Genomic DNA, 24,431 nt, shown 5'->3' on the forward strand with positions numbered 1-24,431 from the left:
AAACAACGAATGCATCGGGGAGTCTCATGGGCGAATTCATTCCGGATTATCTGCTGCGCGAGCAGGCAGCCGTCGGCGCGCTGGTGCTGTTCGGGGTGCTTCGCGTGATAGGCGCGGCCATTGCATACGAACGCGGGTGGCGCATCGCGGCGATCGAAAAATGGTTTGTCGTCGCCGCCGTCGTGTACTGCATCCCCCAGCTTTTCGATCTGCTCATGCATGTCTACGGCGGACATGCCGCAGCAGCCGAATTCGAAGGCAAAGTAGCTGGCTGCGCAATCGCGCTATTTTGTGCGCCGATTCTCGGTCACAGGCTGGGTCTCGAATGAATTGGCTGATCGGTCGAATGCTCGACACGCGATTGTTGACGCGAGTTGGTCATCGCGCCGCACGTTGAAACCGTGCGGCGCATTCTTACGCGGAGTCAGAGACGCCTACTGACAATACAGCCCGCGCGGTGGTGCCGGTCCCCTCGCGTTTTAGAACTCAGTTCACCACCGCGAACGCCGGCACGCTATGCGACAGCGCTGCGGCAGCGACGAGAACGCCGATCATGGCAAGCGCTTCCAGATAAAGCACGTTGGTGAACGTATGGGCGTCCATCGTCGATGCGGTACGGCGCAGACGCGGAAGCGCAAGGAAGCGGTTGAGGCCGCCGAGCACGAGCGCGAGAGCGACAAGCGAAAGCTTGAGGATCAAAACGTGGCCCCATGTGCTCGACCCGATCGCCTCGAATGAGCCACCGGAGCCGCGCACTGCGTTAAAGATGCCGGAGAGCAGCACGAATCCCACCGCGACCACCGACACGTTCGACACCTGCGTCGCTGTGCGGATCAATATGCCGCGAGCGGTCGACGTGCCGAGCGCCGGCAGCACTCCCAGGCCGGCTGTAATTGCGAGGCCGGCCCACACGCTGGTCACGAGCACGTGAAGCGTTTGCATTGCGATGGCCGCGGATGCCGGGCCCGCGTCCACCGCGTGCCCAAGCGACGCCTTGCCTGCGGCGATCGCGATCACCGCGAGCCACAGCAGCGCGTTGCGCAGCATGCCGCTATGAGCCGTCATTGCCGTGCCCAGCAACACCAGTGCGCCCGCGAACGCAATGCTCCAGCCGTAGCCGACATGCGTTTGGGTGAGCACCGTCGGCACGAAGGCAAATGCGGCGGGAAGCGCAACGCCACTCATCGACGCCGCCTGATACAACAGCCAGCCGAGGTCCGCGAGCACCAGGACGACGCTCGCCGTCAGCATTGAACGTTGCGCGCGCAACCAGGCGGCACGCCCTGGCGCGATCTTCGCCTTGGCGTCGTTCGCGAGCCACGCGCCGAGCAATGCCGAACCGACGGCAAACGCAAACGCGACATTCATGAGCGCGGCCATGGCGACCTGCCCGATCCACAATCCGTCGATGCTCATTTGACGATGAACGCAAAGTCGCCTTGCGTGCGATGACCGTCGGTTGCCACGGCGGTCCAGTGCACCGCGTAGCGTCCCGCGCCCAACTGCGGCAGCGGCAGATGCATGACACGCGCGTCGTGCTTGTCGACTTGCGACGCAGCGGGCGCGGCTGCCTTGCCGTTCGCGTCGTTCAGCGCGATTTTGCTGAAGGCCGGCTCAAGCGGCTCGCTGAAGTGCAGGGTGACCTCTGCAGGTGTCGCGACTTCGGCGTTGGCTGCGGGTTCGCTGGAAACGAGATGCGCATGTGCGAATGCCGAGGACGTCATAACGAGCGCCGCGGCGCCGAGCGCGGACGAAAACCACGCCGGACTGAAAAGATTGATTAGCTTCATGTAAGGCCGATAGCGGATGAACGGGAAAACGGCGGGCGCCTGCCGGACCGGTTGAACCGGGTTCCTGGCCGCGGACAGATCTCGTCCGCGATTCGGCGCCCGGAAGTGTACGCTTCGATGGCACGCGCGCGGGTCGGTTCAACATCGAGCGGACAAAAGTTTGCCGGGTACAGCGATTGCAACCGTGCACGACGCAGCGAAGTCTGAAAGTCGCGGCGGTTCGGTATGGCGATACGCGTCAAACTGTCGCACGCCTGAGACGGCCGCAAGCTTGTCGAATGTGGCAAATAGTCATCATCACCCTTCGATGATAGAATGCTGCGTCGCCGCAGCGCCGGCTGCCCTTCACACCGAGCCGCTCGAAGTTCGGTCAGGTCCCCGATTTTGATGGAGTTACGCGTGTCTTCAAGACGCATTTTCCGCCCGTTGCTTGCCCTTCTGCTGATCGGCTCCGCGGGTGTCTATAGCGCTGCGAAAGCGCAGACTCAACCGAAGGCCCCCGATACTATGGAAGCGCGCGTGCAAGGTTGCACGGCCTGCCACGGCACGCACGGTCAAGGTACTGACAACGACTACTTCCCGCGTCTCGCGGGCAAGCCGGCCGACTATCTGTACAACCAGTTGCAGAATTTCCGCGAAGGGCGCCGCAAGTACCCGCCCATGAATTACCTCGTCACGTATCTTTCCGACGACTACCTGCATCAGATCGCCACGTACTTCTCGAAACAACGTCCGCCCTATCCACAGCCGGCCAAGCCGACGGTGTCGTCGACCACGCTCGCTCGCGGCCAGCAGATCGTGCTGAACGGCGACGCGTCGAAGCAGATTCCGGCTTGCGCCGCCTGCCACGGCAAGGGTCTGACCGGTATGGAGCCGGCAATCCCGGGTCTCGTCGGTCTGCACTCCGACTACATCAGCGCGCAGCTCGGCGCATGGCGTTCGGGCACGCGCCACGCAATCGCACCGGATTGCATGCACACCATCGCCACTCGTCTCACAGACGAAGACGTGAACGCGGTCGCTGCCTGGCTTTCCACGCAACAGGCCCCACAAAACCCCGTGCCGGCTCCGGCCCGCTCGATGAAGACTCCGCTTGCCTGCGGCAGCGAACCGCAATAAGGCACCGGGAGAGACACTCAAATGAAACGCAAGTCTTTGTTCGCCCTCTCGGCAGTTGTCGTTGTTGCGGCTGCTGCACTCGTTCCCGTCCTGTGGTCGGGCGGCGACAATCTGCATAACGGCTCGGCTGTGGCGGCAACGCCCGCCGACCAGGCTGCGCTCGTGAAGAAGGGCGAATACCTCGCCCGCGCCGGCGACTGTATCGCCTGCCACACGGTCCGCGGCGGCAAGCAGTTCGCCGGCGGCCTGCCCATGGCCACGCCGTTCGGCACGATGTTCACGCCGAACATCACGCCTGACGATCAGTACGGTATCGGCAAGTGGACGCAGGACGACTTTTACCGCGCCATGCACACCGGCCGCTCGAAAGACGGCAGCCTGCTCTATCCGGGCTTCCCGTTCACGAGCTATACGAAGGTCACGCGCGCCGACTCGGACGCGATCTATGCGTATCTGCGCTCGGTCACGCCGGTCAACGTCCCGAGCCGCCCGCACGAACTGAAGTTCCCGTTCAACCAGCGCAACATGCTGATCGGCTGGCGCACGCTGTTCTTCCGTGAAGGCGAGTACAAGGCGGATCCGACCAAGTCGGTCGAGTGGAACCGCGGCGCGTATCTGATTGAAGGCCTCGGCCATTGCGGCATGTGCCACACGTCGATCAACGCCATGGGCGGCCCGGTCAGCTCGGCGGCTTTTGCTGGCGGCCTGATCCCGCTGCAGAACTGGTACGCACCGTCGCTCACGTCGAACAAGGAAGCGGGTCTCGGCGACTGGGAAACGAAAGACATCGCCGATCTGCTGAAAACGGGTGTGTCGAACCGCGGTGCGGTCTTCGGCCCGATGGCGGAAGTGGTTCACAACAGCCTGCAGTACATGACCGATGCGGACATCAACGCAATGGCCACGTACCTGAAGACGATTCCGCAGAAGAGCGAAGCACCTGAACCGCTGCAACTGGAAACGTCCGAAAAGTTCGGCGGCGAACTGTTGAAGCAAGGTCAGAAGATCTACGCTGACAACTGCGCGAAGTGCCACGCGGACAACGGCCTCGGCCAGCCGCCGGCCTTCCCGCCGCTCGCGAACAACCAGTCGATCCAGATGCCGTCGGCGGTCAACCCGATCCGCATGGTGCTGAACGGCGGTTATCCTCCGAGCACGGACGCGAATCCGCATCCGTATGGCATGCCGCCGTTCGCGCAATCGCTGTCGAATCAGGAAGTAGCCGCTGTCGTCACGTATATCCGTATGTCGTGGGGCAACCACGGCACGGCCGTGTCGCCGCAGCAAGTGTCGGATCTGCGTTCGGCGCCGCTCGACTAAGCAGCGTTCGATGCACCGGGGGCGCGGCCTGCGAAATTCGCGGCCGCGCCCTTCGTTTTTTGAGGACCGGTATCATGAGGCTTCGGCAACACATGCCTCGATGAAACCGTGCAGGAGGAAAGACCCGTGCATGTCGGTGAGCGTTTCAACAGCATTACCCACCTCGTCGGCGCCGTGCTGTCGGTGGCGGGGCTGGCTACGCTCGTGACGATGGGTGCGGTAGAGGGCGACGCATACAAGGTAGTCAGCTTCAGCGTGTACGGTGCGATGCTGTTCGTGCTGTATGCTATCTCGACGCTTTACCACAGCGTGCGCAGTCCCCGTATCAAGGCAGTGCTGCAGAAATGCGACCATTCGGCGATCTATCTGCTGATCGCCGGAAGCTACACTCCGTTCACGCTTGTCACGTTGCGCGGGCCGTGGGGCTGGTCGCTATTCGGCGTAAGCTGGGGGCTTGCTGCTCTCGGCATCGTGCAGGAACTGACGCTCGGGCGACGCACCCGCAGCGTTTCGATGGTGCTGTATGTCCTGATGGGATGGCTCGCGCTCGTGGCCGTCCGCCCGCTGGTTCAAGCATTACCGGCTGCGGGCACTGCCTGGCTCGTGGCCGGCGGGGTCATCTACAGCGCCGGCATCTACTTCTTCATCAACGACGAGCGCATCCGGCACGGACATGGTATCTGGCACCTGTTCGTACTGGCGGGCAGTCTGTGTCAATTCGTCAGCGTTGCGCGCTATGTCGCGTAACGTCCACGGCGGCGAAATGCAACTTAAGGCCAGTCAACGTGTCTGCATAGCGCGTTGAAGCATTCGGCACGCATCCGAGCGTGCCGCCGATTTCTCTGCGAACGGAACTGGGCTTCGGCCTTGATCTCGATCACGCCATGCGGCGTGTTCATGCCGCATTTGTGCCCGCTGGGGGCCCACGTGTGCCGCTCGCGAAACTGCATTGCAAAGAGTTTCTATGTCTTTTGATTCCCTCGGCTTGTCCGAACCCCTGGTCCGCGCTGTACACGAACTCGGCTACACCACTCCGACTCCCATCCAGACGCAAGCGATTCCCGCTGTGCTGAACGGCGGCGATCTGCTCGCTGGTGCGCAAACCGGCACCGGCAAGACGGCCGGTTTCACGCTGCCAATCCTGCAACGTCTCAATTCCATGCCGCCGCACGCATCCGCGTCGGGTAAGCGTGCGGTCCGCGCGCTGATCCTCACGCCTACGCGGGAACTCGCTGCACAGGTCGAAGAAAGCGTGCGCGCCTACGGCAAGTATCTGAAGCTGAAGTCGACGGTAATGTTTGGCGGCGTCGGCATCAATCCGCAGATCGGTGCGCTCAGAAGCGGCGTGGACATCGTCGTCGCAACGCCTGGCCGATTGCTCGACCATATGCAGCAGAAGACCATCGACCTGTCGCATCTCGAGATTCTCGTGCTCGACGAGGCGGATCGGATGCTCGATATGGGCTTTATTCACGACATCAAACGCGTGCTGGCCAAGCTGCCGCCGAAGCGCCAGAACCTGCTCTTCTCGGCCACTTTCTCCGACGAGATCAAAACGCTCGCCGACAATCTGCTCGACTCGCCGGCGCTGATCGAAGTCGCGCGCCGCAACACGACGGCGGAAACAGTCGCGCAGAAGATTCACCCGGTGGATCGCGACAAGAAGCGCGAGTTGCTCACGCACCTGATCAAGCAGCACAACTGGTTTCAAGTACTGGTATTCACGCGCACCAAGCACGGCGCCAATCGCCTTGCTGAACAGTTGACCAAAGATGGCATCAGCGCGTTGGCGATTCACGGCAACAAGAGCCAGTCGGCTCGTACGCGTGCGCTTGCCGAGTTCAAGGACGGCACGCTGCAGGTGCTGGTCGCGACCGACATCGCCGCGCGCGGTATCGACATCGATCAGCTGCCGCACGTCGTCAACTTCGATCTGCCCAACGTGCCGGAAGATTACGTCCACCGGATCGGCCGCACGGGTCGCGCGGGAGCGACGGGCGAGGCAATTTCGCTGGTGTGCGTCGACGAACTGCAATTGCTGAAGGACATTGAGAAGCTGATCAAGCGTCCGGTGCCGCAGGAAGTGATCGCCGGGTTCGAACCGGACCCGACCGCGAAGCCGGAACCGATTTTGCGTCGGGGCCAGGGCGGTGGCGGCGGCGGTCGTTCGCCGCGTCAAGGTCAAGGTGCGCCGAAGGCTGGCAACGGCGGCGCGGCAAAACCAGCGCAACGCTCGGGGCAACGCCCGGCGAACGGCCAGCAGCAGCCGAAGCCGCAAGCCGCGAAGCCGGCCGGCAACGGTGGCCAGCCGCGCCGCGACGGTCAGCGTCAGGACGACCGTCCGCGCGCTCTTGCTCATGAAGGTAGCGGCGCGCAGCACGCGCCGCGCAAACCGCAGAGCGGCAATCCCGGTGCATTGCTCGGCGGCGCAAAGTCGCGCAACGACTCGCCGCGCGGGGGCAACCCGGCGCGCAGCGGGCAGCGTGGTCGTTAAGGTCGGAGGTTGAGGCGTTGGGCGGTTAAAGCTTCGGGCAGTTGAGACTTCGGTCGGCTGAGGCTTCGGGTCGGCTGAGGTTGGCAGTGAAGGTTGCCGGCTCCCAGGTCGGCCGCTGACTACCGCCGCCCAGCCCGGCGACAAGCTCCGACACCGTCAAGCCTCGCCATCAGTCGCTGCACGCAAGACGCGCTATGCGGCGCCCAAAGCCGCAAAGCCCTCCTGGTCACCACCCAGCAAACACAGCCCCAGCACCGGCGCCAAGCTTCACCTCAGCCCCCCACCGCCGCGGCCCGTTTCAGCTGCTCGATCTGCCGCTCCCATCGGTCGAGCACCTTCTCCGCCCCTTCTTCCAGTTCAAACGTAATGCCGCTTGTCAGGCGCGCGTAGCGTACGCTTTGCGTTTCGCCTGAATCGATCGTGCAGCTCATATAAACGAGACCACTGTCGTCGCCATCGGCGGGCGGCAGGGGCGCGACGAGCAACTGCACCTGATAAAACGCCCCTTCCAGGACGAAGCTCACTGCCGCCCGCCCGCTTTGCGCGATTGCGCGCGCCGCCCGGGCTTGCGGCCACAGCGCGATACAAAGCGTGCGCGAATCGGGCGCATACAATTCGCCCGCGCCGAGCAGCGATGTGCGGATATGCTGATTCGCGTCGACGGTCAGCAGCGAGGCCGTGAAACCGGTCTTGCTCGCGAGCGACGAGCCGTCGAATAGCGCGCGAACCGCGTCGGGCCATTCGTCGAATGCAGTCTGTTCGAGCGGGCGCTGGGGCAAGGAGGAATCGCTCATCGCATGGGTCCGGTTAAGAGGCAAGCCTCCATGATGCCCTGAAACACAAATGGCCCGCATAGGCGGCCCATCTTCTACGCCGGCGAACTGCCGACGTACGCTCTACCGTTTAACGGAAAAACACATGCTGTGTGATCTTGGCGAGCGGGTAATGCACCCCGGGCTGAATCTTCGCCGGCAAATCGAGCGGTTTGAGCAGCATTTTCACGCACATGTCAGCGGACAGATTACGCCGCACGAGTGCATTAATCCGCGCGGCCCGCTCGCGGTTGTAAGCCTGGTCGCGCACGCGCTCCGGATAACGAATCGCGAACACATGACGCAACGCGATTTCCGAGTCTTCGTTCTTGATCTCCATTACACGACGCATTAACGCGCCCAGAACGGCAAGCCGGCCATTGCCCTCGATCTTGTTGTACTTCTTGAAGTACTTGAAAAAGTGTTTGTAATGACGGACCTCGTCGGTACGAATGTTGTCGGTAATCTCCTTGAGCACCGGTTCATCCGAACACTCGCCAATCGCGCGATACAAAGTGGCCGTACCTGTTTCGACGACGCACCGCGCCACCATTTCAAGTGCGCGGGTTTTTTCGAAATCTTCCACTGAACACGTTAGCGAATATTCTTCCATGAAATTACGGAACGCCGTGTCCCAATCGTATTCTGGCCACACGTAAGCGATATACGTTTTGAGTGCGCGGCCGTGTTGCATTTCCTCGGGCTCCCACTCGTTGTTGAGCCACGCGGAAACTTCCGGATCGCCGTCGAAAAACTTGCTCAGATTACTGGTGTAAAGATCGGTGCCGCTTTCAATAAATGAAGCGGCGCACAGCAGCAATAACAGGTCTTCGTTCGCGACCGCTTTCTGGCGATCAATACGCGTGAGGTCTATGTCCTCGATCCGCCAGGGCATGACATGGTTCAGCTCTGTGTGCATCGTGTCTTGCTCCGAAAGCTGTATCGACTCGTGGAGCATGCTTGGAACCGCTGCTATCGCGCTACCTCGCGTTGCGGTTCGCCGTGTCGGATACAGCGCCGTGAATTAGAGTTAACCCCTTGTGTCTGCATCTTAGCCGCAGTTTCGCAAGTCTGCAGACAACCCAGCACAGACCCTACCGATTGGCCAGGGTTCCAATTTCACGATAGACGAAAGTTTCGGTGAGGCAAGCACGATTGCACGGCGCACGAAAAAGCCAGCTCAACGAGCTGGCTTTGCTTCGCGAAACGCGACAAACCGCGACTCGAAAACTACGACGCACGGATACTTCGAGTCACCTTTCCAGCTACCTCTCGCGCCCCGCTGAAAAAGGCGCCGACGGGCGTCAGAAGCCGGCGGCCAAACCGTCGCGGCGGCTGTCGCTGGCGGCCACGTAACCACGCTCCGGATCATTGCGATCGAGCTTCCAGATGTACTGGCCGGAACCAAAATCCATGTAAGGATCGTCGACGGATTTGATCGTGTGGCCGAGCTTCTGCAACCCTGCTGCCGTCTTTGCGTCGAGCGTCGATTCAATGTCGATCGTGAAGTCGCGGTTGACCTTCCAGCGCGGTGCGTCGCATGCCGCCTGAGGCTGCTGACCGTAGTCGAGCATGCGCACGACAGATTGCAAATGCCCCTGGGGCTGCATGTCGCCGCCCATCACGCCGAAGCTCATGACCGCCTCCTGCTGCCCGTTCACCTGCTGCGTGAGGAACGCCGGGATGATCGTGTGGAACGGACGCTTGCCGCCTTCCACCACATTGGGCGACTTCGGATCCATCGAGAAACCGCAGCCGCGATTCTGCATGGAGATGCCGGTATCGGGCACCACGATCCCCGATCCGAAGCCCATGTAGTTCGACTGAATGAAGCTGACCATCATGCCGCGCTCGTCCGCCACCGACATGTAGATGGTGCCGCCTGCCTTCGGCATGCCGAAATCGAATTGTGTCGCGCGCTTCTGATCGATCAGCTTCGCGCGCGACGCAAGGTATGTGTCGTCGAGCATCTGCTCCGGTGTAACTTCCATAGAACGCGGATCGGCAACGTAGCGATAGACGTCGGCAAACGCGAGTTTCATTGCCTCGATCTGGAGGTGCTGCGACTCCACGTTGTCGACCGTCAATTCCTTCACGTCGAACTGTTCGAGGATGCCAAGTGCGATGAGCGCCGCGATGCCCTGCCCGTTCGGCGGAATCTCGTGCACGGTGTACCCGCGATAGTCCTTGCCGATCGGCTCGACCCAATCCGCGCGATAGTTGCGCAAATCGTCGACGGTCAGCGCGCCGCCGCATTCACGCGAGAACGCGGCGATTCGCTCGGCAATCTCGCCTTCGTAGTACGCGCGCGGGCCTTGCTCCGCGAGCTTGCGCAGCGTCTTGCCGTGGCCGGGAAAACGCACGAGTTCGCTCACTTCGGGCGCGCGGCCGCGGGGCATGAAGGTGGACGCGAACCCAGGTTGGTCCTTCAATTCCGGAACCGCCGCGGCCCACTTATGAGCGACGATGCTGGCCACCGCGTGACCGCGCTCGGCAATTTCGATGGCCGGCTCCATCAGATCCGCGAACGGCAGAGAGCCGAATTTCTCGTGCAGCGCTTCCCAGCCCGCAATGACGCCAGGAACGGTGACTGCATCCCAGCCGCGCTTAGGTTGAATCGCGAGGCCGTCTTCCTCGCCGTATTTGCGCTTGAAGTAGTCGACGCTCCACGCCGCCGGCGCCACGCCCGATGCATTCAGGCCGTGCAGCTTGCGGCCGTCCCACACGAGCGCGAACGCGTCGCCGCCAAGACCGCAGGAGACCGGTTCGACGACCGTGATCGCGGCCGCGGCGGCGATTGCAGCGTCGACCGCGTTGCCGCCTTTCCACAGCATGCGCAGACCCGCCTGGGCGGCGAGCGGATGCGACGTCGAAACGATGTTGCGCGCGAACACGGGCAAGCGCGGAGTCGGGTAAGGGTTCTGCCAGTTGAAGCCAGTCATGTCGAACGCTCTAGAAAGCACGGTCAGGCGACGCCAGCCGCCGGACACAATAGGAAAGGTGAAACGCGGACGGAACAGAAAATCTTCGATTGCAGCGCGAGCGGCCGCAAAACGCAAATTCATTTATCGCATGGATAAATGCGCCTCTGTGCGGCGCGCGCAGGCTTATGCATGTCGCACGACCTGGCAGACGACCCGCGCGATGGTCTTACAATACACGCACACTCGCATACGCATCCCGCCCACGCCGACTGCGGCAGGCCGATAACAACTCATCACCGAGACCCATGACCCGAGACCCCCGCCTCACTCTCAATGCCCGGCAACAGGAACTGCTGGAGTGGGTGCAACGTGACGGCTTCGTGACCGTGGACGACCTCGCAGCACACTTCGACGTGACACCGCAGACGATCCGCCGCGACGTCAACTGGCTCGCCGACATGAATCTGCTGCGTCGTTATCACGGCGGCGCGAGCCTGCCGACCAGTTCCGAGAACGTCTCGTACACGGCGCGGCAGCGCATGTTCCACGACGAAAAAAGGCGCATCGCGGCGCTAGTGGCCACTCATATTCCCGACCAGGCGTCGCTCTTCATCAACCTCGGGACCACCACCGAGGAAGTCGCGCGCGCGCTCAACCGGCATCGCGGATTGCGCGTGATTACCAACAATCTGAATGTCGCGAGCATGATGAGTGGCTATCCCGACTGCGAGGTGCTGGTGACGGGTGGCATCGTGCGGCCGTGGGACAAAGGCATCGTGGGCGAACTCGCCATCGACTTCATCCGCCAGTTCAAGGTGGATTTCGCGATCATCGGTACCTCGAGCATTGAACCCGACGGAACCCTGCGCGATTTCGATACGCGCGAAGTGCGCGTGGCCGAAGCCATCATTCACCACGCACGCACCGTTTTTCTCGCCGCCGACAGTTCGAAATTCGGCCGCCCTGCGCTGGTTCGTCAAGGACATCTCGACCAGATCGACGCCCTGTTCACCGACGCCGCCCCGCCGCCTGACATGGCGGAGACGCTCACCGCCGCCAATTGCCAGGTGTACGTGGCCAGTTGACCAGGCAGTTGCGGACATGTTGCAGCGCACGCAAAACTTCAAGTGAAATCAAGGATTTGGCCGCGGCGAATAACCGCCTCTGCGGGGGGCGCTTGTCAAAGGGAAAATTTGCAGGGGCCAGTTTGGTGTTTAACGTTTGCTTGACTACACTCCAGTTCCCCGGCGTTCATTGCGTGCCCGCGTGTCGCCGGTGCTAAGTAAACCTGTCGTAGCTGCACCTCCCGCCCCATCTTTTTGCGGACCACCCGGCCATGGCTGTCGCCATGCATGCCAGTCGCCGTCGAGGCTGTCCGCGTTTGCTTGACATGGAGAGAAACGATGCTGAGTCCGCACGAATTCGCCACGTTGTTGCTCGTCAAGGACGCTCCCAATCAGGTGGACATGGAGCGAGAAGAACTCGACGCCCTCCTCGAACGCCAGCTTGTGCAACTGGAGCGTCTCGCCTCGGGCAATGAACAATGGCGTGTAACGGAATCCGGCGATAGCGCACTCCGAGCAATCAAACGCCTTTCCTGATAACAACCCGCGCATCGTCGGGCTGATTGCCGGTTCACGGCCGGTGGGGCTGCCAGTTCAGCCGCACGCGCACGGCCAACCATCGAGCCGGCCTGGTCCATTCTGTTTGTGTCGACGTGGGCGCCCGCAACGGCGCCCACTTTCATTACGGCCGCGCCACCGATGACCGGTTGACCGCCCAGCCGCCGCTACCTAACGACAAACCTCAACCGCTGCGCAACGTCGGATCCACTGCGGCGCGCCAGCTGATTGCTCGTGCGCGCTGCTCCGTGAAGAACGCAACCCACTGATTGCGAATCTGCGGGTCGGTACTCGCCCCCTGGCTCGTGTAGCGCTGCGCGATTTCCGTCTGGAACGCGCAGTAATCTTCCTTCGACAACCGCCCGCGCCGGTTCGCCACGTAAGCGTCGAACAACGTCGCATACACGCCTTGGGCGTCGTTGCCGTAATCGACCGTCTGGGCGCTGCACATCTGCTGCAACGACGCGAACGACGGCGCGCCCATCGTTCCGCTCAAGCTCGGCGAAGCAACGCACCCTGCGAGAAGCGCTGCAGCGCCCACCATGAAAAGTACACGCATGAAATCACCCTGGAATGGCTACTGCCAAGAGTATCGTCCGTGGCCGCAGGTTGCGCCACTGCCTTAGCCTTTCGATAGAGGCGCACGTCAAATGCGCGAACTTTACTTTTTCGAATATGTTCATTAAAGTTCGAAAACGAACACTATCGGTTCGATAGGGTTCGGACAAAACTTTCGGATAAGTCAGGAGACGCAGCAGGTGACGCAAGGCACGAGATACGATTTGCTCGTCGTGGGCGGCGGGATCAACGGCGCAGGCATCGCACGCGACGCGGCGGGCCGAGGCCTGTCCGTGCTTCTGTGCGAGCAGGACGACCTGGCAGCGCACACGTCCTCGGCGAGTACCAAACTGGTCCACGGCGGTTTGCGCTATCTGGAATACCGCGAATTCGGACTGGTGCGCAAAGCGTTGCAGGAGCGTGAGACGTTGCTGCGCGCCGCGCCGCACATCATGTGGCCGCTGCGCTTCGTGATGCCGCACATGCCCGATCTGCGTCCCGCCTGGCTGATTCGCGCCGGTCTTTTCCTTTACGATCATCTCGCCCGGCGCGAACTGCTGCCCGGCTCGCGCGGCATCGTGATGCGCAATCATCCGGCCGGCGCGCCGCTCGTCGAATCGATCAAGCGCGGCTTCGTGTACTCCGACGGCTGGGTCAACGACGCTCGCCTCGTCGTGTTGAATGCGCTCGACGCCGCCGAGCACGGCGCGAAGATTCTCACGCGCACCAGGCTGCTGAGCGCCGTGCGCGCAGGCGGCGAATGGCGCGCGCAACTCAAACGCGCGGACGGCACGATCTTCGACGTACGGGCCGCGTCGATCGCGAACGCCGCTGGCCCGTGGGTCGGCGAACTGCTCCAGGGCGCGCTCGGCCGCGCGGCGTCGCACAGCGTTCGACTGGTCAAGGGCAGCCACATCGTCACGCGGCGCCTGTTCGAACACGACCACGCGTACATCTTCCAGAATCCGGACAAGCGGATCATCTTCGCGATTCCGTACGAGCACGACTACACGCTGATCGGCACAACCGATCTCGAATATCGCGGCGACCCCGCGAAAGTGGCAATCAGCGCCGACGAAACGCAGTACCTGTGCGACTCGATCAATCGCTACTTCAAGCAGAAGATCTCCCCGGCCGACGTGCGCTGGACCTACTCGGGTGTGCGGCCGCTGCTTGAGGAAGAAGGCGCGGACAATCCGTCGGCGGTGACGCGCGACTATTCGCTCGAACTCGACGCGCCGGCGGGCGAAGCGCCGCTGCTGTCCGTGTTCGGCGGCAAGATCACGACCTTTCGCAAGCTCGCGGAAGAAGCCGTCGACAAGCTTGCGCCTGCTCTCGGCAGCGACGCGCCTTCGTGGACGGCCGGCGCACCGTTGCCGGGCGGCGATATTCCGCAGGCAAACTTCGAGCGCTTTCTCGCTGGATTGAAGCAGCAGCACGCGTGGTTGCCGCCCGACCTCGCGCATCGTCTGGCCCGTGCCTATGGCACGCGAGTGAAGAACGTGATCGGCGACGCGCGCTCGCTGGCCGGTCTCGGCCAGGCGTTCGCGCCTGGTCTCTACGAGGCCGAGCTGACTTATCTGCGCGACACCGAATGGGCACGCAGCGCGCACGACGTGCTATGGCGCCGCTCGAAGCTCGGCCTTCACGTCGAGCCGGGCACGCTCGACTCGATTACACGCGACATCGACGCATGGTTCGCTCGCCAACCCGAGCGACAGAGCGCCTGACCGGGTGAAAGTCCGCGCGCTCGCAGCGTAAAAAAAACGTTTCACCCCTCGGCTGCATCGAGCCGGCTGCACCGACCCGAGCGGTCGCGGCCGCTTGGAACGACAAGCCGTTCCCGTCGCCGGTAAGCTGTTACGGCGATTCATAAAACGCATGGAGAAGAGACAATGCAGGATCAGTACATCCTCGCGCTTGACCAGGGCACCACCAGTTCACGCGCGATGCTGTTCGACCGCCTCGGCAACGTCGTGTCGACGGCACAGAAGGAGTTTGAGCAGATCTATCCGCGTCCGGGCTGGGTCGAGCACAACCCGCAGGAAATCTGGTCGACGCAGGCGGGCGTCGCTGCCGAAGCCGTGACGCGCGCCGGGATGAACGGCACGTCGATCGCCGCCATCGGCATTACGAATCAGCGCGAAACCACGATCGTCTGGGACCGCGAGACCGGCCATCCGATCTACAACGCGATCGTGTGGCAGGACCGCCGCACCGCCGACTTCTGCGATCAGCTCAAGGAGCAAGGCCTCGAAGCCAAAGTTCGCGCGAAAACCGGCTTGCCGATCGACTCGTATTTCTCGGCGACCAAAATCCGCTGGATTCTCGACAACGTGGAAGGTGCACGCGAAAAAGCGAAGCAAGGCCGCCTCGCGTTCGGCACCGTCGACAGTTGGCTCGTGTGGAATTTCACCAAGGGCGGCCTGCATGTGACCGACGTGACCAACGCGTCGCGCACCATGCTGTTCAACATCCACACACTGAAGTGGGACGACGAACTGCTCGACGCACTCGACATTCCGCGCAGCATGCTGCCTGAAGTGCGTCCTTCGTCCGAAGTGTATGGGCCTACCAAGACCACCGTATTCGCCTCGAAGATTCCGCTCGCGGGCATTGCCGGCGACCAGCACGCCGCGCTCTTCGGCCAGATGTGCACCGAATCCGGCATGGTGAAGAACACCTACGGCACCGGCTGCTTCCTGGTGATGAACACCGGCGACAAGCCGATTGAATCGAAGAACAATCTCGTCACCACGATTGCGTGGCAGATCGGCGATCAGATCAACTACGCGCTCGAAGGCAGCATCTTCATCGGCGGCGCGGTCGTGCAATGGCTGCGCGACGGTCTGGGCATCATCAAAAACGCGGCTGAGATCGAAACGTTGGCGCGCGGCGTGCCGCATTGCGACGGCGTCTATCTGGTGCCCGCGTTCGCCGGGCTCGGCGCGCCGCACTGGAATGCGCGCGCCCGCGGCACGCTGTTCGGCGTGACGCGCGGCACGACGTCGGCGCATATCGCTCGCGCCGCGCTCGATTCGATTGCGTATCAGTCACTCGACGTTCTGAAGGCGATGGAAGCCGACTCCGGCATTCGCATCGGCGAATTGCGTGTGGACGGCGGCGCCTGCGCGAACAACCTGTTGATGCAGTTCCAGGCCGACATCCTCGGCGTGGATGCGGTTCGCCCCAAAGTGTCGGAAACCACTGCGTTGGGCGCGGCGTATCTGGCGGGCCTCGCAGTCGGCTACTGGAAAGATGTGGACGAACTGCAAAGCCAGTGGAAGCTCGACCGCCGCTTCACGCCCGCGCTCGACCAAGCGGATGTCGAGGAATGTCTCGACGGCTGGAAGCGCGCGATTCGCGCGGCCAAAGCATGGGCCGACACACCTTGAGAGCAGTGGTCGCGATGGGCGCGGCGAAGCGTTCGCCATGAGGCAAGTCCAACCAGGATGAATGCGGCCGCGACCGCAGCGCGATGAAAGCGCGATCCGATCGCGACACAACCGCAACGAATCAAAAAAAACCAACGACGAGGCGGCAAGCACCAGGCCACGAAACGCGACCAGGCTGCCCGTCCAGCGGTTTTCCCAACAACAATATTTCGGATACCCAACAATGTCACCATACATTGCGGAATTCATTGGCACGGCACTCGTCGTGCTGCTCGGCGACGGTGCTGTCGCCAACGTGCTGCTCGCGCGCACCAAAGGCAAGGGCGCCGATCTGATCGTGATCGTGATGGGCTGGGCAATGGCCGTTTTCATCGCGGTCTACGTCACTGCATCGTACAGCGGTGCGCACCTGAATCCGGTCGTGACGGTCAGTCTCGCGCTCGCTGGCAAGTTTGCGTGGGCCAAGGTCCCCGGCTATATCGCGGCGCAAATGCTGGGCGGGATGGCCGGCGCGTTGCTCGTGTGGGTCGCGTATCGCCAGCACTTTGCGAAAGAAGGCGACGCCGACGTCAAGCTCGGCGTGTTCTGCACCGCGCCGGCGATTCGCAGCGTGCCTCACAACCTGTTGACCGAGATGATCGCGACCTTCGTGCTGATTCTCGGCGTGCTGTATCTCGCCTCGCCGCAGGTCGGTCTCGGTGCGCTCGACGCGCTGCCAGTCGGCCTGCTCGTGCTCGGCATCGGCATCTCGCTCGGTGGCCCGACCGGTTACGCGATGAGTCCGGCGCGGGATCTGTCGCCGCGTCTGATGCATGCGCTGCTCCCGATTCCCGGCAAGCGCGACAGCGACTGGCGCTATGCATGGATTCCGGTGTGCGGGCCGCTCGTCGGCGGCGCGGTGGCGGCGGCTCTTTATCTGTATCTGCATACGCGCTGATCTCGCCGCGCGGAGGTGAATAGCCGACGCGCGCGAGGATCGCTGGCGATGGAATCGGTGGAATGCAGCGGAAAGCGGCTGCGCGACGCTTGCCGCGTCAAAGCACGTATCATGGCGCTTTCACCCGGCGTGCATGGGCCGGCCATTCCGGCCCACGCGCCCCCGCTTTCCGTTCCTTCAGGCATGATCGACCATCTCATTTGCGACTGCGACGGCGTACTCGTCGACAGCGAAGTCATTGCTGACCGCGTCATGTTCGAGACGCTATCGGCGACTTTCCCCGGCCTCGACTTCGAACCCATCGTCAAGACGGCCTTTGGCCAGCAAACGTCGCGCTTCCTCGAAGGCATCGAGAAAGCGTTCGACATCGCTCTGCCGCCCGATTTCCTGAACACGATTGAACACAATGTCGAGCTCGCGCTGGCCGCGTCGCTCAGTCCGATCAACGGTGTTCGAACTGCGCTGCAACGCGTGACGCTGCCGGCCGCGGTCGTGTCGAACAGCCGCATGTCACGCGTGACGGCGTCGGTGCAGCGCGCCGGACTGCAGCAGATTTTCGGTGAGCGCATTTTCAGCGCCGAACAGGTCGCACGTCCCAAACCTTTCCCCGATGTGTACCTGTTTGCTGCGCAGACGCTCGGCGTCGAGCCATCGCGATGCATCGTCGTGGAAGACAGCGTGGCGGGTCTGAACGCGGCGCGCGCGGCGGGCATGAAGACGATCGCTTTCGTCGGCGCGAGCCATATTCCCGACGGCTACGCGGACGCGCTGCGCAAGATGGGCATGACGCGCATCATGAAACACATGGACGAATTGCCCGCGTTGCTCGAAGCGGGCGTGCGGGGAGAATTCGGCGACGTGCAGTCGTAGCGACTTCGCCGAAGGTAACGTTCAAGAAGACAGGCCGACCGTATGCGGTCGGCCTCGTGCTTTGAGTACAACGTGCTGCAAAAGAGCCGAAAGAGCCCGTTAAAGAGCGACGTCGATGAGCGCGTTGATTCAACGCGCCGCCCGAACTACATCCTTGGGTTCACGCTTCCTGCTCGACGCATTCACGCGCCTCAGCCAACGCGCGACGGAACTCGGCCAACTCGGCAATCGTCAGCATCGGCAGATTGTGTTGTGCGGCAAAGCGTTCGACGTCCGCGCCGCGCGTCATCGTGCCGTCAGCGTTCATCAATTCGCACAGTACCCCGGCCGGCTTCAGACCCGCGAGAATCGCGAGATCCACCGTGCCCTCCGTATGTCCGCGCCGCGCAAGCACGCCGCCAGGCATCGCACGCAACGGAAACACGTGGCCGGGGCTCACGATGTCGCCGGGCTTCGCCGTATCGGCAATGGCGGCGCGAATGGTTGTCACGCGGTCGAGTGCGGACACGCCGGTCGTCACGCCTTCGCGTGCTTCGATCGAAACCGTGAACGCCGTGCCATGACGGCTTTCGTTGTTGGCGACCATCGGCGGAAGTTCGAGCGCGCGGATCTTCTGGTCGGGCAGGCACAGGCAGACGATCCCGCTACATTCGCGAATCAGCAGCGCCATTGTTTCGACGGAAAGACGCTCCGCGGATACGATCAGGTCGGCCTCGTTCTCGCGGTCATCGTCGTCTTGCAGCACGACGGCGCGGCCATCGCGCATTGCTTGCAGCGCGGCGGCGATACGCGGCGGAACGGATTCGGTGTCGAGCAGCGGGAGATCGGCGAATGCATCGTCCGCAATCGTCGAGGGGGCAGGAAAAGTAGCAAAGGACATAGTTGAAACGCTCATCGCAAAAGTGGGGCGAAAAACGTTTCAGGGCATTGCAAACAGACAAAGACGCGCCGCGAACCGCCTCTGCATAGTCGAAGCGGCGTTCATGCACCGCCCGGACCCGCGAGCGGCGCCACGGAGACGAACATGACTATCTGCACATCTTCTTCCATCCGGACTGTGACCGTCGGCTCTGGCTTCTCACCAGATCTGCTGACCCCGCGGCGGCTTCCGGTTCACTGAAAGCCAGACTACTGCGGGCGCTCGCGGGCTCGCCGGCTCACGCTTTCGCGTTGCCGGCATACCGCCGGTGGGGAATTTCACCCCGCCCTGAAGACGCACTGATTGCCGGATAACCGGCGGGCCAAGCATACAACAGTCGCGCGCGAACTGCAGTGCAACCCTACTGCGCAACGGGATTCGCGGTGAGCGCCGTGCTCATCCATATTTCTGACTTCGAGACGCTGACCAGCGAGACGACGCGCCGCCCTGCGTTCGATCAAACCGGCGCCGCATCGCGCGCCGTGTCCGGCTGCGAGGGCACGTCCCAACGCGGCGGCGTCTCGGCCTTCAACGTTACGCGAAACGCGCGCGCCTCGGTGTCGCCGGGATTGCGCAGGCTATGCGGCTGATCGGCGTCGAACACGATCGCGTCGCCCGTGGCCAGCAACTGACGTTGATCGTGCACGCTCACCTCGAGCGTGCCCTCACTGACGACGAGGTTCACCGTCGTGCCCGGCGCGCGACGCGTGCCGGGTTCCGTGTGCAACGGCGCGATGCGCAATTCGTGGAATTCGGCGGCGGTCGGTTCGGTATCGGGATAGAGCGGACGAGCCGAATAGCGTCCGTTGGAACTGACGACGCGCGACGAGCGCTCCGCCGGCAAGTGTTCGAAGCCGTTGGTCGCGTGACGTCGCAGGAATGCCGCGACCGACACTTTCAACGCGGCCGCCACTTTGCAGAGCACCTTGATCGACGGCACGCTGCGCGCCGACTCGATCTGCGCGAGCATGGCGCGCGACACGCCGGACGCGCGTGCGAGAGCATCGAGCGACAACTGGCGTTCGGCGCGCAAGCGCGCGAGATTGACGCCGACGAGATGTTCGAGTGCATCGAAGGGTTCAGCAGCACGCGGCGGCGCATCGGTATCAGCGGTGGGATCGCGAACCAGCGCAAGCGGGGAATGCATGATTGCCTCCAGAAGCGCCGCCGGACGGCGGGCAAGCAGTTAGTGGAAGCAAGATAGCATCGCGCCCCGCCGTGCCCAACGAAGTTATCTTCACACTGTTATCAGCATTGCGGAGGACGTTTCTCGCAAAGCTTGTGCGGATTTTTCATATGGGCGCGGCTTCGCTTTTCGTCAGAGCGCGCCCGTCCACTGCAGGCAACAGCGCTTGCACTTCCTGAGCACTCAAGCCCGCTCGCGCACTTCCATGTCGCGCCGATTGACCGGCTGCGGCACCGGCCGATCCATGCGCGATGCCAACCAGGTCAGCAACAGAGCCACGACGCTCACGGCCGCGGCAACCCATGGCAATGTATCCAGCGAATGGCCGTGATCGATCACGAGACCTCCCAGCCACGCGCCGCCCGCATTGCCTACATTGAACGCGCCAATGTTCAGCGTCGACGCGAGATTCGGCGCCTTGGCGGCCTTCTCGACCACGCGCATCTGCAACGGCGGCACGGTCGCGAAGGCGGCAATGCCCCACACGAACACTGTGATTGCCGCGGCCACGGGCGAATGACTGGTACGCGCGAAGATCGCCATCACGACCGCGAGCGCGGCGAGAATGCCCATCAACGAGGGCATCAGCGCGCGGTCCGCGAGCTTGCCGCCGACCGTGTTGCCGATCGTCAGCCCCACGCCGAACAGCACCAGGATCAGCGTGACGGCACGCGGCGAGAAGCCGCTCACCTGCTCCAGAATCGGCGCGATATACGTGAACACGACGAATACGCCGCCGAAGCCGAGCACCGTCATCGCAAGCGCGGTCCAGACTTGCGGGTCCTTCAGCACGCGCACTTCATGACCGAGACCAGCAGGACCCGAATCGTGGCGATTCGGCACGAGTGCCGTCACGCCTGCGAGCGACAGCACGCCGAACCCGCTGACAATCCAGAAGGCCGCGCGCCAGCCGAACTCCTGGCCCACGAAAGTACCGAACGGCACGCCGAGCACGTTGGCAAGCGTGAGGCCGGTGAACATCAACGCAATTGCGCTCGCGCGCTTCTCGAGCGGCACGAGCGACGCGGCCACCACTGCGCCAATGCCGAAAAACGACCCGTGCGCGAACGACGTCACCACGCGCGCGATCATCAGCACGGAATAATCCGATGCAATCGCACACAACGTATTGCCGACGATGAACACGCCCATCAGCAATTGCAACGCGAGCTTGCGCGGCATCCGGCTCGTGACGACGGCGAGCAGCGGCGCGCCGACCGCGACGCCGAGCGCATACCCGCTCACCAGCAATCCCGCCGACGGAATCGACACCGCGAGATCGCGCGCGACCTCGGGCAGCAAGCCCATGATGACGAACTCGGTCGTCCCGATAGCGAAGGCGCTGATCGCGAGCGCGAGTAATGGAATTGGCACTGTTGTTCTCCAGGTTCTACGGTTGAGCGTGATGCAGCGCCGTCACGAACTCGACGACGACACCCGGCGTAAGCGCCACGAAAATCTGCATGGCGGCTTCTTGCGGGCCCATCGGCGGCACTTGCGCCGTCCGATAGTCGACGCCGGTTGCCCGCAGGCGCGCGAGCAGCGCCTGCCACTCGACGGCGCTTTCCAGACGGAATGCAATGTGGTCGATGCGCGGCGCGGCTCTCATCGAGGCGTCCGGCACCGTGCTCTCGACCAGATGGATCACCGGGCTGCCGTTGGCATACAGCCAGTAGCCGCCGACAGAAAACGCCGGACGGGCGCCCTGCGTCAACCCGACTACATCGACGAAGAAACGCCGGGCCGTGTCGAGATCGGCTGTGACGATAGTCGCGTGATCGAGTTGCATGGCTTCGGTCGGCTGACTGCGCCGCATCGGTTTTCGAGGCTTGCATTGTGACCGCGACGCGTCAATTTGATAATTGGCGTAGTATTTGAAGCATTTTCAAATGCGATTTGAAGAACGCAATGGATAACCTTGGCGACATTCGTCTCTTCGTAGAAGCCGCGCAGCACGGCAGTCTGTCCGCGGCGGGCCGCAAAATGGGGCTGACACCGGCCGCTGCTAGCGCGCGCCTCGCGAAACTCGAAGCCAGCCTCAAGGCGCGCCTGTTCGAGCGCACCACCCGCCAGCTGCGACTCACCGACGAAGGCCGTCTCTACTTGAACTGCTGCCGCCAGGCGCTGCAATCGCTAGACGACGCAAAAGCCGCGCTGCAAGCAGGGCAAGGGGTGGTGCGCGGCAAGGTGCGCGTATCCGCGACGTCGGACTTCGGCCGCAATCTGTTGATGCACTGGCTCGACGAGTTCAACGCGCTCTACCCGGAAGTGACCTTCGCCCTGACGCTGTCGGACTCTCTGTCGAATCTGGTGCAGGAGGACATCGATCTCGCGATCCGTTTCGGCGTGCCGCAAGACAGTTCGCTGGTCGCGCGCAAGCTGGCGCCCAACCGGCGCGTGCTGTGCGCATCGCCGGAATATATCGCACGCAAGGGCGAGCCCAAAGACCCATACGATCTCGCCAATTTCGATTGCATCGTGCTCAGCACCGGCTCGGGTCCGGTGAACGAGTGGCGTTTCACGCGCGGCGACGAAGTGCAGCAGTACACCGTGCCGTTCGAAACCGCGCGCGAGACCAACGACGGCGCCGTCGCCCGCGAATGGGCGCTGCGCGGCTACGGCATCGCAATCAAGTCGATGTGGGACGTGCAAGCGGATCTGCGCGCCGACGGCCTGAAAATTCTGCTGCCTGAGTGGCGCTATCCCGACGCGCCGCTGCACGCGCTCTACCACCGTAACCGTTTCATGGCGCCGCGCGTGCGCGTGCTGCTGGATTTCCTGAGCGAGCGCTTCGCGCAAGTGTCCGACGAACTGGAAAGCCTGCTGGGCTTGCCGCCCGACGTGCCGCCAGACGTGCCCACACACGTGCCGCGGGCCGGAACGGGCGGACAAACTGTATCCGGCGAAGGGCTATAATGTTGCGTTACGCTGCGAGCGGGCGCGGTGAGCGGCTAGACATGACTGGAATGACGGTCCCTGCCCGCCCCAGTGCGCTGAAAGTGCCGGCCGTTTCGAGGCTTCGCGCACGTTTTCGCATCTCCTTGACCCCTAATACGACGCCCCCAGATTAACCACTGCGACCGGCGAAATTCGATGACCAAGAAAGTTTATGTAAAGACCTTTGGCTGCCAGATGAACGAGTACGACTCCGACAAAATGGTCGATGTACTGGGCGCGGCTGAAGGGCTCATCAAGACGGACACGCCGGAAGACGCGGACGTCATTCTGTTCAACACCTGCTCGGTACGCGAGAAAGCTCAGGAAAAGGTCTTCTCCGACCTCGGCCGCGTTCGCGAACTGAAAGAAGCGAACCCGAACCTGATTATCGGCGTGGGCGGCTGCGTGGCGAGCCAGGAAGGCGCGTCGATCGTAGCGCGCGCGCCGTACGTCGATCTGGTGTTCGGGCCGCAAACGCTGCACCGTCTGCCGCAAATGATCGACAAGCGCCGTGAAAGCGGCCGCGCGCAGGTCGACATCACTTTCCCGGAAATCGAAAAGTTCGACCATTTGCCGCCGGCTCGCGTCGACGGTCCGAGCGCGTTCGTGTCGATCATGGAAGGCTGCAGCAAGTACTGCAGCTATTGCGTGGTGCCCTACACGCGCGGTGAAGAAGTATCGCGTCCGCTCGACGACGTGCTCACCGAAATTGCGGGCCTCGCTGACCAGGGCGTGCGCGAAGTCACGCTGCTCGGTCAGAACGTGAACGCGTATCGTGGCGCGCTTACCTTGGGTTCGTCCGAAATCGCCGACTTTGCGACGCTGATCGAATACGTTGCGGATATTCCGGGGATCGAGCGGATTCGCTATACCACGTCGCATCCAAAGGAATTCACGCAGCGCCTGATCGACACCTACGCGAAGGTGCCCAAGCTCGTGAGTCACCTGCATCTGCCGGTGCAGCACGGCTCCGACCGGATTCTCATGGCGATGAAGCGCGGCTACACCGTGCTCGAATACAAGTCTGTGATCCGCAAATTGCGAGCTATCCGCCCGGACCTGTCACTTTCCACGGACATGATCGTCGGCTTCCCCGGCGAGACGGAAGAAGATTTCGACAAGATGATGGCGCTCGTGCACGAGATGAAGTACGACACGAGCTTCTCGTTCATCTACAGTCCGCGCCCGGGCACGCCGGCTGCGAACCTGCACGACGACACGCCGCGCGAAGTGAAGCTGCGCCGCCTGCAACATCTGCAAGCCACGATCGAAGAAAACGTGCAGCGAATCAGCGATTCGATGGTCGGCAAGGTGGAGCGCATTCTGGTTGAACGCCCGGCGCGTAAGGATCCGAACGAACTCGCGGGCCGCACGGAGAACAACCGCGTAGTGAATTTTCCGGCGCCGTTGGCTTCGCATGCGCGGCTGACCGGTCAAATGGTCGACGTGAAAATCGTCAAAGCGTACCCACATTCACTGCGTGGGGAGCTCGTGCTGGTGCACGACAATGCAGCGGACAACGCAAGCGCTGTCACGCATTGACCGACT

Annotated in this window: 23 protein-coding genes and 1 riboswitch; of the genes, 13 read left to right on the top strand and 10 right to left on the bottom strand. The window is 62.7% G+C overall.

Annotated features, from left to right (window positions below; all coding sequences use genetic code 11):
* Window positions 1-26: 26 nt before the first annotated feature.
* Entirely contained in the window at window positions 27-329 is a 303-nt protein-coding gene (locus OH764_RS14235) for a hypothetical protein (RefSeq protein WP_498847230.1), read from the top strand.
* Between the two features lie 157 nt (window positions 330-486).
* Here the strand turns inward: OH764_RS14235 and OH764_RS14240 are convergent, their stop codons facing one another.
* Window positions 487-1,416, bottom strand: coding sequence for a CopD family protein (locus OH764_RS14240; RefSeq protein WP_498847231.1), 930 nt, complete (start codon window positions 1,414-1,416; stop codon window positions 487-489).
* Complete coding sequence (gene copC / locus OH764_RS14245) at window positions 1,413-1,790, bottom strand: copper resistance CopC family protein (protein ID WP_498847232.1); 378 nt, start codon at window positions 1,788-1,790, stop codon at window positions 1,413-1,415. Before copC ends, OH764_RS14240 begins: the two co-directional genes overlap by 4 nt.
* Before the next feature lie 387 nt (window positions 1,791-2,177).
* On the opposite strand from copC, the gene OH764_RS14250 reads away from it, so the two are divergent.
* The 4 genes from OH764_RS14250 to OH764_RS14265 all read left to right on the top strand — a co-directional run bounded on the left by OH764_RS14250 (window position 2,178) and on the right by OH764_RS14265 (window position 6,723).
* Complete coding sequence (locus OH764_RS14250) at window positions 2,178-2,909, top strand: c-type cytochrome (RefSeq protein ID WP_033379637.1); 732 nt, start codon at window positions 2,178-2,180, stop codon at window positions 2,907-2,909.
* A gap of 21 nt (window positions 2,910-2,930) precedes the next feature.
* Window positions 2,931-4,229: a c-type cytochrome gene (locus OH764_RS14255; RefSeq protein WP_131320061.1), complete on the top strand. Its 1,299-nt coding sequence runs from the start codon at window positions 2,931-2,933 to the stop codon at window positions 4,227-4,229.
* Between the two features lie 126 nt (window positions 4,230-4,355).
* Entirely contained in the window at window positions 4,356-4,976 is a 621-nt protein-coding gene (gene trhA / locus OH764_RS14260; RefSeq protein WP_020069265.1) for a PAQR family membrane homeostasis protein TrhA, read from the top strand.
* A 217-nt stretch (window positions 4,977-5,193) separates the two neighbouring features.
* Window positions 5,194-6,723: a DEAD/DEAH box helicase gene (locus tag OH764_RS14265; protein WP_498847233.1), complete on the top strand. Its 1,530-nt coding sequence runs from the start codon at window positions 5,194-5,196 to the stop codon at window positions 6,721-6,723.
* Between the two features lie 272 nt (window positions 6,724-6,995).
* Here OH764_RS14265 and OH764_RS14270 read toward each other — a convergent pair whose 3' ends face one another.
* The 3 genes from OH764_RS14270 to OH764_RS14280 all read right to left on the bottom strand — a co-directional run bounded on the left by OH764_RS14270 (window position 6,996) and on the right by OH764_RS14280 (window position 10,477).
* Entirely contained in the window at window positions 6,996-7,517 is a 522-nt protein-coding gene (locus tag OH764_RS14270; RefSeq protein ID WP_498847234.1) for a hypothetical protein, read from the bottom strand.
* Window positions 7,518-7,626: 109 nt separating this feature from the next.
* Entirely contained in the window at window positions 7,627-8,454 is an 828-nt protein-coding gene (locus OH764_RS14275; RefSeq protein ID WP_498847235.1) for a ferritin-like domain-containing protein, read from the bottom strand.
* Between the two features lie 385 nt (window positions 8,455-8,839).
* A complete protein-coding gene (locus OH764_RS14280; protein ID WP_498848829.1) occupies window positions 8,840-10,477 on the bottom strand; it encodes a gamma-glutamyltransferase family protein in 1,638 nt (545 codons plus the stop codon).
* 287 nt (window positions 10,478-10,764) lie between these two features.
* Between OH764_RS14280 and OH764_RS14285 the strand changes: the two genes are divergently transcribed.
* Window positions 10,765-11,544, top strand: a complete 780-nt coding sequence (locus tag OH764_RS14285) for a DeoR/GlpR family DNA-binding transcription regulator (RefSeq protein WP_027804832.1) — start codon at window positions 10,765-10,767, stop codon at window positions 11,542-11,544.
* Between the two features lie 318 nt (window positions 11,545-11,862).
* The gene (locus tag OH764_RS14290) at window positions 11,863-12,060 is read left to right on the top strand and encodes a hypothetical protein (protein WP_006049938.1); all 198 of its coding nucleotides are present in this window, start codon (window positions 11,863-11,865) and stop codon (window positions 12,058-12,060) included.
* Between the two features lie 205 nt (window positions 12,061-12,265).
* Here the strand turns inward: OH764_RS14290 and OH764_RS14295 are convergent, their stop codons facing one another.
* A complete protein-coding gene (locus OH764_RS14295; protein WP_027778850.1) occupies window positions 12,266-12,640 on the bottom strand; it encodes a hypothetical protein in 375 nt (124 codons plus the stop codon).
* A gap of 199 nt (window positions 12,641-12,839) precedes the next feature.
* Between OH764_RS14295 and glpD the strand changes: the two genes are divergently transcribed.
* The 4 genes from glpD to OH764_RS14315 all read left to right on the top strand — a co-directional run bounded on the left by glpD (window position 12,840) and on the right by OH764_RS14315 (window position 17,841).
* Window positions 12,840-14,369: a glycerol-3-phosphate dehydrogenase gene (glpD, locus tag OH764_RS14300; protein ID WP_498847236.1), complete on the top strand. Its 1,530-nt coding sequence runs from the start codon at window positions 12,840-12,842 to the stop codon at window positions 14,367-14,369.
* 165 nt (window positions 14,370-14,534) lie between these two features.
* The gene (glpK, locus tag OH764_RS14305; RefSeq protein WP_498847237.1) at window positions 14,535-16,034 is read left to right on the top strand and encodes a glycerol kinase; all 1,500 of its coding nucleotides are present in this window, start codon (window positions 14,535-14,537) and stop codon (window positions 16,032-16,034) included.
* A gap of 223 nt (window positions 16,035-16,257) precedes the next feature.
* Window positions 16,258-16,971, top strand: coding sequence for an MIP/aquaporin family protein (locus OH764_RS14310; RefSeq protein WP_027778847.1), 714 nt, complete (start codon window positions 16,258-16,260; stop codon window positions 16,969-16,971).
* Window positions 16,972-17,154: 183 nt separating this feature from the next.
* Complete coding sequence (locus tag OH764_RS14315; protein WP_498848830.1) at window positions 17,155-17,841, top strand: HAD family hydrolase; 687 nt, start codon at window positions 17,155-17,157, stop codon at window positions 17,839-17,841.
* 160 nt (window positions 17,842-18,001) lie between these two features.
* Here the strand turns inward: OH764_RS14315 and ribB are convergent, their stop codons facing one another.
* The 4 genes from ribB to OH764_RS14335 form a co-directional block, all read right to left on the bottom strand.
* Window positions 18,002-18,721 carry a 3,4-dihydroxy-2-butanone-4-phosphate synthase gene (gene ribB / locus OH764_RS14320; protein WP_498847238.1) on the bottom strand — a complete coding sequence of 240 codons (720 nt, stop codon included), beginning with the start codon at window positions 18,719-18,721 and terminating at the stop codon, window positions 18,002-18,004.
* 154 nt (window positions 18,722-18,875) lie between these two features.
* Window positions 18,876-19,060, bottom strand: a riboswitch (FMN riboswitch).
* A 157-nt stretch (window positions 19,061-19,217) separates the two neighbouring features.
* Window positions 19,218-19,907 (bottom strand): helix-turn-helix domain-containing protein, encoded by a 690-nt coding sequence (locus OH764_RS14325; RefSeq protein ID WP_498847239.1) that lies wholly within the window; start codon window positions 19,905-19,907, stop codon window positions 19,218-19,220.
* Window positions 19,908-20,129: 222 nt separating this feature from the next.
* Entirely contained in the window at window positions 20,130-21,320 is a 1,191-nt protein-coding gene (locus tag OH764_RS14330) for an MFS transporter (protein WP_498847240.1), read from the bottom strand.
* A gap of 16 nt (window positions 21,321-21,336) precedes the next feature.
* On the bottom strand, window positions 21,337-21,735 hold the full coding sequence (locus tag OH764_RS14335) for a VOC family protein (protein WP_498848831.1): 399 nt from the start codon (window positions 21,733-21,735) through the stop codon (window positions 21,337-21,339).
* A 119-nt stretch (window positions 21,736-21,854) separates the two neighbouring features.
* Here OH764_RS14335 and OH764_RS14340 point away from each other — a divergent pair, with 119 nt between their 5' ends.
* The gene (locus tag OH764_RS14340; protein ID WP_498847241.1) at window positions 21,855-22,862 is read left to right on the top strand and encodes a LysR family transcriptional regulator; all 1,008 of its coding nucleotides are present in this window, start codon (window positions 21,855-21,857) and stop codon (window positions 22,860-22,862) included.
* 177 nt (window positions 22,863-23,039) lie between these two features.
* Window positions 23,040-24,425 (top strand): tRNA (N6-isopentenyl adenosine(37)-C2)-methylthiotransferase MiaB, encoded by a 1,386-nt coding sequence (gene miaB, locus OH764_RS14345; protein ID WP_020069282.1) that lies wholly within the window; start codon window positions 23,040-23,042, stop codon window positions 24,423-24,425.
* Window positions 24,426-24,431 lie beyond the last annotated feature (6 nt).

The sequence above is a fragment of the Burkholderia sp. M6-3 genome (assembly GCF_050858985.1).
In the GTDB taxonomy this organism is placed as follows: domain Bacteria; phylum Pseudomonadota; class Gammaproteobacteria; order Burkholderiales; family Burkholderiaceae; genus Paraburkholderia; species Paraburkholderia caledonica.

What these genes read in the sequence shown, in the direction of transcription:
- OH764_RS14265 (WP_498847233.1), top strand. Translation starts at nt 5,194, where the DNA reads ATGTCTTTTGATTCCCTCGGCTTGTCCGAACCCCTGGTCCGCGCTGTA.
- OH764_RS14235 (WP_498847230.1), top strand. Translation starts at nt 27, where the DNA reads ATGGGCGAATTCATTCCGGATTATCTGCTGCGCGAGCAGGCAGCCGTC.
- OH764_RS14285 (WP_027804832.1), top strand. Translation starts at nt 10,765, where the DNA reads ATGACCCGAGACCCCCGCCTCACTCTCAATGCCCGGCAACAGGAACTG.
- ribB (WP_498847238.1), bottom strand. Translation starts at nt 18,721, where the DNA reads ATGTCCTTTGCTACTTTTCCTGCCCCCTCGACGATTGCGGACGATGCA.
- OH764_RS14240 (WP_498847231.1), bottom strand. Translation starts at nt 1,416, where the DNA reads ATGAGCATCGACGGATTGTGGATCGGGCAGGTCGCCATGGCCGCGCTC.
- OH764_RS14310 (WP_027778847.1), top strand. Translation starts at nt 16,258, where the DNA reads ATGTCACCATACATTGCGGAATTCATTGGCACGGCACTCGTCGTGCTG.
- OH764_RS14325 (WP_498847239.1), bottom strand. Translation starts at nt 19,907, where the DNA reads ATGCATTCCCCGCTTGCGCTGGTTCGCGATCCCACCGCTGATACCGAT.
- OH764_RS14335 (WP_498848831.1), bottom strand. Translation starts at nt 21,735, where the DNA reads ATGCAACTCGATCACGCGACTATCGTCACAGCCGATCTCGACACGGCC.
- copC (WP_498847232.1), bottom strand. Translation starts at nt 1,790, where the DNA reads ATGAAGCTAATCAATCTTTTCAGTCCGGCGTGGTTTTCGTCCGCGCTC.
- OH764_RS14250 (WP_033379637.1), top strand. Translation starts at nt 2,178, where the DNA reads ATGGAGTTACGCGTGTCTTCAAGACGCATTTTCCGCCCGTTGCTTGCC.
- OH764_RS14290 (WP_006049938.1), top strand. Translation starts at nt 11,863, where the DNA reads ATGCTGAGTCCGCACGAATTCGCCACGTTGTTGCTCGTCAAGGACGCT.
- OH764_RS14275 (WP_498847235.1), bottom strand. Translation starts at nt 8,454, where the DNA reads ATGCACACAGAGCTGAACCATGTCATGCCCTGGCGGATCGAGGACATA.
- miaB (WP_020069282.1), top strand. Translation starts at nt 23,040, where the DNA reads ATGACCAAGAAAGTTTATGTAAAGACCTTTGGCTGCCAGATGAACGAG.
- OH764_RS14280 (WP_498848829.1), bottom strand. Translation starts at nt 10,477, where the DNA reads ATGACTGGCTTCAACTGGCAGAACCCTTACCCGACTCCGCGCTTGCCC.
- OH764_RS14270 (WP_498847234.1), bottom strand. Translation starts at nt 7,517, where the DNA reads ATGAGCGATTCCTCCTTGCCCCAGCGCCCGCTCGAACAGACTGCATTC.
- OH764_RS14295 (WP_027778850.1), bottom strand. Translation starts at nt 12,640, where the DNA reads ATGCGTGTACTTTTCATGGTGGGCGCTGCAGCGCTTCTCGCAGGGTGC.
- OH764_RS14340 (WP_498847241.1), top strand. Translation starts at nt 21,855, where the DNA reads ATGGATAACCTTGGCGACATTCGTCTCTTCGTAGAAGCCGCGCAGCAC.
- glpK (WP_498847237.1), top strand. Translation starts at nt 14,535, where the DNA reads ATGCAGGATCAGTACATCCTCGCGCTTGACCAGGGCACCACCAGTTCA.
- OH764_RS14315 (WP_498848830.1), top strand. Translation starts at nt 17,155, where the DNA reads ATGATCGACCATCTCATTTGCGACTGCGACGGCGTACTCGTCGACAGC.
- OH764_RS14255 (WP_131320061.1), top strand. Translation starts at nt 2,931, where the DNA reads ATGAAACGCAAGTCTTTGTTCGCCCTCTCGGCAGTTGTCGTTGTTGCG.